The organism is Tabrizicola sp. T46 (assembly GCF_057219895.1).
Genome location: NZ_JBXVVV010000003.1, coordinates 77,410 through 88,526 on the forward strand (window position 1 = coordinate 77,410; position 11,117 = coordinate 88,526).

9 protein-coding genes are annotated in these 11,117 nt (G+C 65.5%); 4 read left to right on the forward strand and 5 right to left on the reverse strand.

The window, feature by feature from the left end; all coding sequences use genetic code 11:
• Nucleotides 1–43: 43 nt before the first annotated feature.
• On the reverse strand, nucleotides 44–895 hold the full coding sequence (locus tag AC2D9V_RS13285; protein ID WP_484714572.1) for a DUF533 domain-containing protein: 852 nt from the start codon (nucleotides 893–895) through the stop codon (nucleotides 44–46).
• A gap of 95 nt (nucleotides 896–990) precedes the next feature.
• Here AC2D9V_RS13285 and AC2D9V_RS13290 point away from each other — a divergent pair, with 95 nt between their 5' ends.
• Entirely contained in the window at nucleotides 991–1,878 is an 888-nt protein-coding gene (locus tag AC2D9V_RS13290) for a DMT family transporter (protein ID WP_484714573.1), read from the forward strand.
• Nucleotides 1,879–2,349: 471 nt separating this feature from the next.
• The gene (locus AC2D9V_RS13295) at nucleotides 2,350–6,039 is read left to right on the forward strand and encodes a vitamin B12-dependent ribonucleotide reductase (protein WP_484714574.1); all 3,690 of its coding nucleotides are present in this window, start codon (nucleotides 2,350–2,352) and stop codon (nucleotides 6,037–6,039) included.
• 127 nt (nucleotides 6,040–6,166) lie between these two features.
• Here the strand turns inward: AC2D9V_RS13295 and AC2D9V_RS13300 are convergent, their stop codons facing one another.
• A complete protein-coding gene (locus AC2D9V_RS13300; protein WP_484714575.1) occupies nucleotides 6,167–6,556 on the reverse strand; it encodes a GIY-YIG nuclease family protein in 390 nt (129 codons plus the stop codon).
• A gap of 352 nt (nucleotides 6,557–6,908) precedes the next feature.
• Here AC2D9V_RS13300 and AC2D9V_RS13305 point away from each other — a divergent pair, with 352 nt between their 5' ends.
• Nucleotides 6,909–7,319, forward strand: coding sequence for a Fur family transcriptional regulator (locus AC2D9V_RS13305; protein WP_484714576.1), 411 nt, complete (start codon nucleotides 6,909–6,911; stop codon nucleotides 7,317–7,319).
• Here AC2D9V_RS13305 and AC2D9V_RS13310 read toward each other — a convergent pair.
• Together AC2D9V_RS13310 and AC2D9V_RS13315 are read right to left on the reverse strand one after the other, a co-directional pair.
• Complete coding sequence (locus AC2D9V_RS13310; RefSeq protein WP_484714577.1) at nucleotides 7,316–7,819, reverse strand: flavin reductase family protein; 504 nt, start codon at nucleotides 7,817–7,819, stop codon at nucleotides 7,316–7,318. The genes AC2D9V_RS13305 and AC2D9V_RS13310 overlap by 4 nt on opposite strands.
• A gap of 67 nt (nucleotides 7,820–7,886) precedes the next feature.
• Nucleotides 7,887–9,920, reverse strand: a complete 2,034-nt coding sequence (locus AC2D9V_RS13315; protein WP_484714578.1) for an oxidoreductase — start codon at nucleotides 9,918–9,920, stop codon at nucleotides 7,887–7,889.
• Nucleotides 9,921–10,062: 142 nt separating this feature from the next.
• Here AC2D9V_RS13315 and AC2D9V_RS13320 point away from each other — a divergent pair, with 142 nt between their 5' ends.
• The gene (locus AC2D9V_RS13320; protein WP_484714579.1) at nucleotides 10,063–10,686 is read left to right on the forward strand and encodes a TetR/AcrR family transcriptional regulator; all 624 of its coding nucleotides are present in this window, start codon (nucleotides 10,063–10,065) and stop codon (nucleotides 10,684–10,686) included.
• Here AC2D9V_RS13320 and AC2D9V_RS13325 read toward each other — a convergent pair.
• Complete coding sequence (locus AC2D9V_RS13325; RefSeq protein WP_484714580.1) at nucleotides 10,679–11,098, reverse strand: MarR family winged helix-turn-helix transcriptional regulator; 420 nt, start codon at nucleotides 11,096–11,098, stop codon at nucleotides 10,679–10,681. The genes AC2D9V_RS13320 and AC2D9V_RS13325 overlap by 8 nt on opposite strands.
• Nucleotides 11,099–11,117: the final 19 nt, after the last annotated feature.

Consider the following 11,117-nt stretch of genomic DNA (forward strand, 5'->3'; position numbering starts at 1 on the left):
CTAGTCAGGCCCCCCGGCAAAGGAAAGCCGCAGCGCCCCCGGCCTAGCGGTATAGCCGCGGTGCCCGCACCTTGTCATGGATCGCGTTCACCTGGTCCGGCGACAGGTCCAGCGCCCCGGCCAGCTGGTGCAGGTAATCCGCCTCGGCCCGCTGGTCGAGGTTGATCGCGGAAAGCGAGACGAGGTAGATCTGCGGCTCCAGCCCGGGCGGCACCGCCCGCGCCAGCCCCTGCACGTCGACCGGACGCTGGAGTTCGGCGTTGATCGCCTGAACCTCGCGCGGGCTGGCCCCGCCCATCGCCTGCATCAGCTTGGCCTTTTCCGCCTCGTCCAGCTCGCCGTCGCATTTCACGGCCTGTATCACCGCCCGCAGCATCAGCGCCGCAGACAGCGCCTCTTCCCGCTTCGGTTCGGGCAGTTCCACCGGCGCACCCGGCTGCCGCCCGCCCAGCATCTGCTCCAGAAGGTCGCCGATCCCGCCCGGGGCCGCAGCCCGCCCGGCGCTTGCACCGGTGGTGCCGCCCGACATGCCTCCCGTGCCGGTCAGCTGGCCCAGAAGCTCATCCAGGCCCCCCTTCGGCGCCGTGGCGCGCGGGCTTGCCCGCTTCTGCCCCGAAAGCTCTTCCAGAAGCGCATCCAGAGACCCGCCGGTGCCGCCCTGGGTCGTCGTTCCCTGCCGGGACGTGCCGGTCCGGGCGCGACTGCCGCTGCCGATGGCATCCTTCATGATGTCTTCCAATCCCGTGCTCCGGCCCGCGGGCTTGGGGTCAAAGGGCGTCCCGCGCCCGGCGCCCCCGGTCTGGGCCGAGGCCGTTCCGCCCTGAGTCAGGGTATTCAGTCCCTTCGCTATGGCAACGCCGATCGCCACCTTCAACAAAGTATCGCCAAGGCTCATCATTTCCCCCATGACTAAATCGAATGATGCCGGGGATGCTGTCTTGCCCCGCCAAAGCGGTCAATGCAAAAGGAAGGCCCAGGGCAGGGGGAATGATGCGCAAGGACCGACTCGATGCCTTCGGAGGGTCCGTTCTCCTTGGGGTGACGCTACTTCTCGCGTTCAACCAGGTCATCGTGAAACTGGTGAACGAAGGATTGCAGCCGGTGTTCTTTGCCGGACTGCGCTCGGCTCTGGCAGTCTTCTTCGTCTGGGCCTGGCTGGTGTACAAGGGCCGTCCGCCGCGCCTCAACCGCGCCGCCCTTGGCCCGGGCCTTCTGATGGGCTGCGTCTTTGCGGCCGAGTTCCTCTGCCTTTTCATGGCCCTCGACCTCACCACCGTCGGGCGCACTTCGGTCATCTTCTATTCAATGCCGGTCTGGTTCGCGATCATGGCGCATTACGGGCTGGGGGAACGGCTGACCCCCACCCGTATCGCGGGCCTGACGCTGGCCTTTGCCGGGGCGGCCTGGGCGATCCTGTCGGGCAGCCAGTCGGGTGAGGGCAGCCTTGCCGGCGATATCTTCGCCCTTGGCGGCGCGCTCGGCTGGGCCGGGACGGCCTATATCGCCCGCCGCCCGGTCATGCGCGCCGAAGGGCCCGAGATGCAGCTTTTCTGGATGGTGCTCGTCTCCGGCCCAATCCTCCTTCTCGCCGCCCCCTTCTTCGGCCCCCTGATCCGCGAGCTTCAGCCGCAGCATATCGGATGGCTTCTGTTCCAGTCCTCGGTCGTGGTCGCGGGCGGTTTCATCACCTGGCTCTGGCTACTGTCGGTCTATCCAGCCCCGACGGTTGCGTCCTTCTCCTTCCTCACACCCATCCTTGCCATCGCCCTTGGTGCCCTGATTTTCGGCGAAACTGTCACATGGGCGATTCTCGCCGCCGCCGGATTGGTGGCCGCCGGCATCATCCTGATCAACCGCCCGACGGCGCCACGACCCTAGCTGCGCCGCAGCAGAATCGCGCACCGCGTCTGTCCCCAGCCCCTGCGGCCGTTTCAAGCAGCGCCGACAAACCGCCCGTCTTGCTTGCAAATCCGACGCTCTTCACACGCCACGCGAAGGCTGTCCCCAAACCTGTCCACAGCCGCTGATTCAAGGGCCTCACGTCCGCGTGAGTGGTCTGTGAAACCGTCAAGCCGAAAATCTTCATTCGCGGCAAATTTTTCCGTTGATCGACTTCGGCGAATACGACACTTTGACAAAGCGGCCGGGGACACCACAAAATCTAGTGCCGCAGCGACAGGCAAGACGACCCACATCAAAGGGCACCTGAATCGGGTGCGACCCTCCCGCCGGGCCAGCCGGCAGGACGGAAGGGTGTTGTCTCATCGCTGCGGCCAGAACCATCGGCACCCCACCGCACGAGTTTGATTTTATCGGCCATTTTGGCCGCAAGAACGGGAGTTCAGGGGCATGAAGATCGAGCGTCACTTCACCACCGAAGCCACCGGCGCCTATGGGGCGCTGGCCTTCACCACCACCGTTTCCGAAATCCGCAACCCCGACGGCAAGATCGTCTTCCGCAACGACGCGGTCGAGGTCCCGGAGGGCTGGAGCCAGGTTGCCTCCGACGTGCTCGCCCAGAAGTATTTCCGCAAGGCGGGCGTGCCGGCTGTCCTGAAGAAGGTGAAGGAAAAGGGCGTCCCGGAATTCCTCTGGCGGTCGGTCCCGGATGAGGCTGCGCTTGCCAAACTCCCCGAGGATCAACGCATCGTCGGCGAAACCTCGGCCAAGCAGGTCTTCGACCGTCTCGCCGGCGCCTGGACCTACTGGGGCTGGAAGGGCGGCTACTTCACCACCGAAGCCGACGCCCGCGCCTATTTCGACGAGATGCGCTTCATGCTCGCACGCCAGATGGCGGCCCCGAACTCGCCCCAGTGGTTCAACACCGGCCTCCACTGGGCCTATGGCATCGACGGCCCCTCCCAGGGCCACTTCTACGTCGACCACGAGACGGGCAAGCTCACCAAATCCGCCTCCGCCTACGAACACCCCCAGCCCCACGCCTGCTTCATCCAGTCCGTGAAGGACGACCTCGTCGGCGACGGCGGGATCATGGACCTCTGGGTCCGCGAGGCGCGCCTCTTCAAATACGGCTCCGGCACCGGCACCAACTTCTCCTCGCTCCGCGGCGAAGGCGAGAAGCTTTCGGGCGGCGGCAAGTCCTCGGGCCTGATGGGCTTCCTCAAGATCGGCGACCGCGCCGCAGGTGCCATCAAGTCCGGCGGCACCACCCGGCGTGCGGCCAAGATGGTGATCTGCGACATGGATCACCCGGATGTCGAGGCCTTCATCAACTGGAAGGTCATCGAGGAACAGAAGGTCGCCTCCCTCGTCGCCGGCTCGAAGATGCATGAGGCCCGCCTCAACGACATCTTCGCCGCCATCCGCCAGTGGGACGGCTCCACCGAAGACGCTGTCGACCCGGCGAAGAACCCGGCCCTTAAATCCGCGATCAAGGCCGCCAAGAAGGCGATGATCCCCGACACCTACACCAACCGCGTCCTGCAATACGCGCGACAGGGCTTCGACAGCATCGAATTCCCGACCTACGACACCGACTGGGATTCCGAGGCCTACATCTCCGTCTCCGGCCAGAACTCGAACAACTCGGTCCGCGTGACCGACGCCTTCCTGCGCGCGGTCAAGGAAGACAAGCCGTGGGAGCTCATCCGCCGCACCGACGGCAAGGTCGCCAAGACCGTCTCGGCGCGTGAGCTCTGGGACCAGATCGGCCACGCCGCCTGGGCCTGCGCCGACCCGGGCATCCAGTTCCACGACACCGTCAACGCCTGGCACACCTGCCCCGAAGACGGCCCGATCCGCGGCTCGAACCCCTGCTCCGAATACATGTTCCTCGACGACACCGCCTGCAACCTGGCGTCGATGAACCTCCTGACCTTCTACAAGAACGGCAAATTCGACGCCGACGCCTATGTCCACGCGACCCGCCTCTGGACCGTCACGCTGGAAATCTCGGTGATGATGGCGCAGTTCCCGTCGAAGGAAATCGCCCAGCTGTCCTACGACTTCCGCACCCTCGGTCTCGGCTACGCCAATATCGGCGGCCTCCTGATGAACATGGGCCTCGGCTACGACTCTGACGAAGGCCGCGCCCTCTGCGGCGCCCTGACCGCGATCATGACCGGCGTGACCTATGCGACCTCGGCCGAGATGGCCAAGGAGCTCGGCCCCTTCGCCGGCTATGCCCGCAACCGTGAGCACATGCTCCGCGTCATCCGCAACCACCGTGCGGCGGCGCATGGGCTGGCCTATGAAGGCCTGAACGTCCCCGCCGTCGCCCTTGACCAGGCGAACTGCCCGGACCAAAGCCTTGTCGCGCTTGCGAAATCCGCATGGGATGAGGCGCTGGCCCTTGGGCAGGAACACGGCTACCGCAACGCCCAGACGACCGTGATCGCCCCCACCGGCACCATCGGCCTCGTGATGGACTGCGACACGACGGGCATCGAGCCCGACTTCGCCCTTGTGAAGTTTAAGAAGCTCGCCGGCGGCGGCTACTTCAAGATCATCAACCAGTCGGTCCCCGCGGCCCTCGAAACCCTCGGCTACTCGACCTCCCAGGCGGCCGAGATCGTCGCCCATGCCGTCGGCCACGCCTCCCTCGGCCAGGCCCCCGGCATCAACCACACTTCGCTCATCGGCCACGGCTTTGGCCCGGCCGAGATCGAGAAGATCGAGGCGGCCCTGCCTTCTGCCTTCGACATCAAGTTCGTCTTCAACCAGTGGACGCTGGGCGAGGATTTCTGCCGCAACACCCTCGGCATCCCGGCGGAAAAACTCGCCGACCCGACCTTCGACCTCCTGCGTCACCTCGGCTTCACCAAGGCCCAGATTGACGCCGCCAACGACCATGTCTGCGGCACCATGACCCTCGAAGGCGCGCCGCACCTGAAGCCCGAACATTACAAGGTCTTCGACTGCGCCAACCCCTGCGGCAAGACCGGCAAGCGCTTCCTCTCGGTCGAAAGCCATATCACCATGATGGCCGCCGCCCAAAGCTTCATCTCCGGCGCGATCTCCAAGACGATCAACATGCCGAACAACGCCACCATCGCGGAAACGCTGGCGGCCTATGAACTCAGCCACTCGCTCGGCATCAAGGCCAACGCGCTTTACCGCGACGGCTCGAAACTTTCGCAGCCGCTGGCTTCGGCCCTGATCGAGGACGATGAAGAGGCCGAGGAAATCCTCGCCACGGGCTCCGCCCAGGAGAAGGCCGCGGTCATCGCCGAGAAGATCGTCGAGAAGGTGATCATCAAGGAGGTCGTCTCCCGCCACCGCGAAAAGCTGCCGGAACGCCGTAAGGGCTATACCCAGAAGGCCATCGTCGGCGGTCACAAGGTCTATCTCCGCACCGGCGAATACGGCGACGGCTCCCTGGGCGAGATCTTCATCGACATGCACAAGGAAGGTGCCGGCTTCCGCGCGATGATGAACAACTTCGCCATCGCGGTCTCGGTCGGCCTGCAATACGGCGTGCCGCTGGAGGAATTCGTCGAAGCCTTCACCTTCACCCGCTTTGAACCGGCGGGCATGGTGCAGGGCAACGACTCGATCAAGAACGCGACCTCGATCCTTGACTACATCTTCCGGGAACTCGCGGTCAGCTACCTTGACCGCACCGACCTCGCCCATGTGGCCCCGAAAGGCGCCTCGTTTGACGACCTCGGCCGCGGTGAGGAAGAGGGCAAGCGCAACTTCGCCGAAGTCAGCGAAAGCGCCGCCTCGAAGTCGCTCGAGGTGCTCAAGCAGGTCGCCTCCACCGGCTACATGCGGAAGCGCGTGCCGCAGGAATTCACCGTCCTGCAGGGCGGGCAGGGGGTCACCGCCTTCGGCGGCAGCCTGGCCACCGGCACCGAAATGTCCGCGCCGATGACCGCGGTCCTCTCCGAAACCCGGGTTTCGGGCTTCTCGGAGTCGACCAGCACCTTTGCCCTCGGCACCGCCGACGCCCGGACTAAGGCCAAGCTTCAGGGCTACACCGGCGACACTTGCGGCGAATGCGGCAACTACACGCTGGTCCGGAACGGGACTTGTCTCAAGTGCAACAGCTGTGGTGCGACGACGGGGTGCAGCTGAGTCATCCCGCGCCACCTGTCATCCCCGCGAAGGCGGGGATCCCCTAAAGCCCAAAGGCCGTTCCAAAGGACGGCCTTTGTGTTTTGGTTAGTGCAAGACGCTCGGCCGGCACTCACCGCTGACCCTGTCATCCCCGCGAAAGCGGGTATCCATAATTCTCAACGTTTCCACCCGCACCACACTGGATCCCCGCCTTCGCGGGGATGACACTCGTGAGTGGCTCCAACCCCAAGTCAACCGCAAGATCGCGCCACTCCCGGTTCTCCTTCTCGATCAGCGCCACCTTCCACTCCCGGTTCCACTTCCTGATCCGCTTCTCCCTCAGGATCGCCTCGTTGATGTCCGAATGCTGTTCGAACCACACCAGCCGCGACACGCCATACCGGCTCGTGAACCCCTCAGCCGCTCCCTCTTGATGCTCTGCCACGCGGCGGAAAAGGTCATTCGTCACGCCGCAGTACAGCGTGCCGTTCCAACGCGAGGCCATCAGGTGGACAAAGAAGCTATACTCTCTCATGGGTCCCCGCTTTCGCGGGGATGACAGTCACGGCAAAGCGTGAAGACCCGGTTAACCGTATCGTGGCAGGGCGAAAATCTGCGCCGAACATTCTTCGTCCCCAAATATCCCACGGGGGTCCGGGGGTGTGAAACCCCCGGTCCGCCGTCAGCCACCCAGCGCCACGCCAGCCCGGGAAGCACCTTCCTCCCCCCTCCGTGGGGGAGAGATGGCAGGAACCCCTCCGCCAAACCTTAACACCACCCTAACGGAAAACCACAACCTACAGAAATCAAAAGATATTCGCATTTTGACCACCGTGGTCAGCGCCACGGTTTGACCCCGGCCTCCCGGCCCGCTACCATCCTCACCCATGAAACCGACCCCGAAACAGGCCCTCCGTGAGACCGGAGTCCGCGTGACCCGCCAGCGCGAGGCGCTTCTCAAGGTCCTGACCGAATCCGAAGACCACCCCGACGCGGCCGAGCTTCACCGCCGGGCGCGGACGCTGGACGACAGCCTGTCGCTCGCCACCGTCTACCGCACCCTCTCGGTCCTCGAACGGGAAGGGGTCGTCCTCCGGCTCGCTCTCGAAAACGGCGGTGCCCGCTACGAGGTGGCGGACGCCCCCCATCACGACCACATCGTCGACCTCGACACCGGCACGATCACCGAATTCCGGTCGGAGAAGATCGAGGAACTGCAACGCCAGATCGCCGCCGAGCTCGGCTACGAGATCGTCCACCACCGGATGGAGCTTTACTGCCGGAAGAAGACGTCCTAGCCGGAAAAGCCCCCGTAGCGGCCCTGGCTGAAGACAAGGGGCGCCCCCTCGCGGACGGTCACCCGGAGGACCCGGCCGACCAGGATCGCATGGTCCCCCCCGTCATGCACCGCATGGGCCGCGCAGTCGAAGCGGGCGAGGGCGGGGAAGACCGGCAGGCCCTCGTCGGTCAGGGCATGGTCCAGCCCCTGAAACCCCTCACCGGTGCGGGCGAAGCGTTGGATGAGCCCGGCTTGGGCATCGGCCAGCACATGGATCGCGTAGGCCGAGGCCCCGGCAAAGACTCCGAACCGCCGCGAGGACTTGGAGGGGGACCAGAGGACCAGGGGCGGGTCGAGCGAGAGGGAAGAGAAGCTGTTCGCCGTGAACCCGACCGGCCCCTCCGGACCCATGGTGGTGACCACCGTCACCCCCGTCGCGAAGCGCCCGAAGGCGTCCCTCAGCGCCCGGTGATCCTCGGGAGGGGTGACTGTCTCGATCTCGCGGGTTCCGTCGGGCATGGCCTGTCCTTGTCTGCGGACCACAAGATATTGCGGCCCGCACAGGTTTCAACCGCAGGCCGCGCCCTCAGATGGTCCGTACGAGCCGGAGCGCATCATAGATCGCGGCATGGGTGTTCCGCGCCTCGACTGCATCGCCGATCCGGTAGAGCTGGAAGCCCGTCTCCGTCGTGGGCTGGGGCCTGCCGTCGATCAGGGCGGCATAATCCACGGCACCAAGATTGGCCGACAAGGGCTTGAGATCAAAATAGATATCCGCAAGTGGCTGGGTGCCGTGGTTGACCACCACCTGGTCGAAGCTGCCGGTTCGGGTGACAGGGCTGTAGTCCGACGCGAAGACGGCCTCAAGCAGGTTGCCTGCCCGGGCCACCTTTTCCAGCTTCCAGGTCACCGTGAAGGTCACATCCTTCGCCTGCAGCGCCCGCACGTAAGGAACAAGGTTCATTCCCATGACCTCCGGCGCGAAGGTTCGATCGGGGGTCATCACCTCGACCTTCGCCCCGGCATCGGCCAAGACCTGTGCGGCCTGCAAGGCGGCATGGTCGCCGGCGTCGTCGTAGAGAAGGACGTTCGTCCCCGGCTTGACGTCGCCAGACAGGATATCCCAGGCGGTGACGACGAGGTCGTTTCCGGCAGAGAGGATGTCCCGGGTCGGCAGGCCGCCGGTGGCGATGATCACAAGGTCAGGGTTTTCTGACATTACATCAGAGACTTCTGCGAAGGTGTTGAAGTGGAAGGTCACGCCCTTTGCCACGCATTGCGCCATCCGCCAGTCGACGATCCCGACCATTTCGCGCCGTCGCGGGCTGCGGGCGGTGAGGAGAATCTGCCCGCCGGCCTGGGGGGCCGCCTCGAACACGACCACCTCATGCCCGCGTTCGGCCGCGACCCGCGCGGCCTCGAGCCCCCCCGGGCCGGCGCCGACGATCACCACCTTCTTCCGCACCGGCGCTGGTGCGATGTGGTGCGGCTGCTCCCCCTCGCGCCCCGTCGAGGGGTTGTGAATGCAAAGCGCCATCCCGCCCTGGTAGATACGGTCGAGGCAATAGGTGGCCCCGACGCAAGGACGGATCGTATCCTCTTTCCCTGAAATGATTTTCTGGACGATATGGGGGTCAGCCATATGCGCGCGCGTCATGCCGACCATGTCCAGAAGCCCCGCCGACACCGCATGCCGCGCGGACGCCACGTCCGGGATCCGGGCGGCGTGGAAGGTGGGCAGGCCGGAGGCCGCGCGGACCTGTCCGGCATAGTCGATATGCGGGGCCGAGGGCATGCCCTGGATCGGGATCACCCCGGTCAGCGCTGCGTCATGGTGAATGCGACCCCGGATCACGTTCAGGAAATCAACCAGCCCCGAGGCCGCGAAGCGCCGCGCCATTTCCAGCCCATCGGCCGGGGGGATGCCGCCGGCCTCCATCTCGTCGCCGACGAAGCGCAGGCCAAGAAGGAACCGAGGCCCCACGCGGTCGCGCACCGCCTGCAAGACCTCCATCGTGAAGCGCAGGCGGTTATCCAGCGAGCTTGCGTCATAGGGGCCGGGGGGCATGCCGTTCGTCAGCGGGCTGATGAACTGGTCCATCAGGTGGCCGTAGCATTCGAATTCCACCCCATCGAGGCCCGCCGCCTGCATCCGTTCGGCTGCATCCGCATAGTCGGCGATGATCCGGGTAATGTCCCAATCCTCGATGATCTTGGGAAAGGCCCGGTGCGCGGGTTCGCGCGACGGACCGGCGGCCACCACCGGCAGCCAGTCGCCCTTGTCCCAGCGCGTGCGGCGGCCAAGGTGGGAAAGCTGGATCATCACCGCCGCCCCGGCCTCATGGCAGTCATCGGCAAGGCGCTTCATCCAGGGCACGACCTCGTCCTTCCAGACCAGAACGTTGCCGAAGGCGGGCGGGCTGTCGCGGCTAACCGAGGCCGAGCCCGCCGTCATCACCATTGCGACGCCGCCCTTCGCCCGTTCGAGGTGGTAGAGCCGGTAGCGGTCCTTCGGCATCCCGTCCTCGGTATAAGCGGGTTCGTGGCTGGTGGTCATGATCCGGTTGCGCAGCGTCAGGTGCTTCAGCGCGTAGGGTTGCAGGAGCGGATCGTTGGTCATCGCCGTGGCCTTCGGGCAGGGTGTGCTTGGCAAGGATATTCGGGGGGCGGGGGCCGCTCAAGAGAAATCGACACAGGTGTCGAGTTTTGCTTGCTGCCCAAAGCCATTGTGCCACCGGCCCCGCGCGGCATAGGCTGACCGCATGAATATGGACAGGAACACGCGCGGATGGCGCGGCACGCCCGACCTCTGGCTGGATGCAGCCTACGACCTTCTGGTCGAGGGCGGGGTCGAGGCGGTCAAGGTCATGCCGCTGGCCGAACGGCTGGGGCTGTCGCGCACCTCGTTCTACTGGCACTTCACCGACCGCGAGGCCTTGCTCGCGGGCCTTGTCGCGCGGTGGGAGGCGCAGAATACCGCAAACCTTGTCGCGCGTTGCGAGGCGCCAGCCGCCACAATCACCGAAGCGATGCTGAACCTGATCGACGCCTGGGTCGATCCGGCGCTGTTCGACAGCCGACTGGAGTTCGCGATGCGGACCTGGGCCCTGACCGACCCTGCGGTCGCGGCGGCGATGACCCGGGCGGATGACACGCGGATCGCGGCATTGACGGCCCTTTTCCTGCGCTTCGGCTATCCCGCGACCGAGGCCGACACGCGGGCCCGCACGCTTTACCTGACCCAGGTCGGCTATATCGCGCTGCGGTCACAGGAAAGCTTCGAGGTGCGGATGGGCCGGATCCCGGCCTATGTCCTGACCTTCTGCGGCGTTCCCCCATCAGAGGCCGAGATCACGGCTTTCCGTGACCGCCACCCTGTCAGGTGAGGCGCGACAGAAGCGACATAAGGGCCGACTGTTCTTCCGGCGAAAGCGGAGATTGCGTGTCGCGGGAAACCTGAAGGGCGGTCTCGACGCGGCTGTGGTAAAGCCGCGCCCCTTCTTCGGTCAGCGCCACGGTCAGGCGGCGGCGGTCCTGCGGGTCGGCGGTGGTTGCGACAAGGCCCAGCCGGATCAGCCGGTCGACCACCCCCTTGATCGTCGCCGCGTCCATCGCCACCGCGCGGCCCAGATGGTTCTGCGACAGGGGCCCGGTTTCGGCGAGACGGGCAAGGACGGCAAACTGGGTGGTGGTGATCTCGGGGATCGCGGCGGCGAAGATCGCAAGATGTCGCTGTGTCACCCGACGCAGGACGTAGCCGATCTGATCATCAAGCCGATAACTGATGCGTTCCGCCATATCCTCCGATACGCGTTGT

What these genes read in the sequence shown, in the direction of transcription:
- AC2D9V_RS13290 (WP_484714573.1), top strand. Translation starts at nt 991, where the DNA reads ATGCGCAAGGACCGACTCGATGCCTTCGGAGGGTCCGTTCTCCTTGGG.
- AC2D9V_RS13285 (WP_484714572.1), bottom strand. Translation starts at nt 895, where the DNA reads ATGAGCCTTGGCGATACTTTGTTGAAGGTGGCGATCGGCGTTGCCATA.
- AC2D9V_RS13295 (WP_484714574.1), top strand. Translation starts at nt 2,350, where the DNA reads ATGAAGATCGAGCGTCACTTCACCACCGAAGCCACCGGCGCCTATGGG.
- AC2D9V_RS13320 (WP_484714579.1), top strand. Translation starts at nt 10,063, where the DNA reads ATGAATATGGACAGGAACACGCGCGGATGGCGCGGCACGCCCGACCTC.
- AC2D9V_RS13300 (WP_484714575.1), bottom strand. Translation starts at nt 6,556, where the DNA reads ATGAGAGAGTATAGCTTCTTTGTCCACCTGATGGCCTCGCGTTGGAAC.
- AC2D9V_RS13315 (WP_484714578.1), bottom strand. Translation starts at nt 9,920, where the DNA reads ATGACCAACGATCCGCTCCTGCAACCCTACGCGCTGAAGCACCTGACG.
- AC2D9V_RS13325 (WP_484714580.1), bottom strand. Translation starts at nt 11,098, where the DNA reads ATGGCGGAACGCATCAGTTATCGGCTTGATGATCAGATCGGCTACGTC.
- AC2D9V_RS13305 (WP_484714576.1), top strand. Translation starts at nt 6,909, where the DNA reads ATGAAACCGACCCCGAAACAGGCCCTCCGTGAGACCGGAGTCCGCGTG.
- AC2D9V_RS13310 (WP_484714577.1), bottom strand. Translation starts at nt 7,819, where the DNA reads ATGCCCGACGGAACCCGCGAGATCGAGACAGTCACCCCTCCCGAGGAT.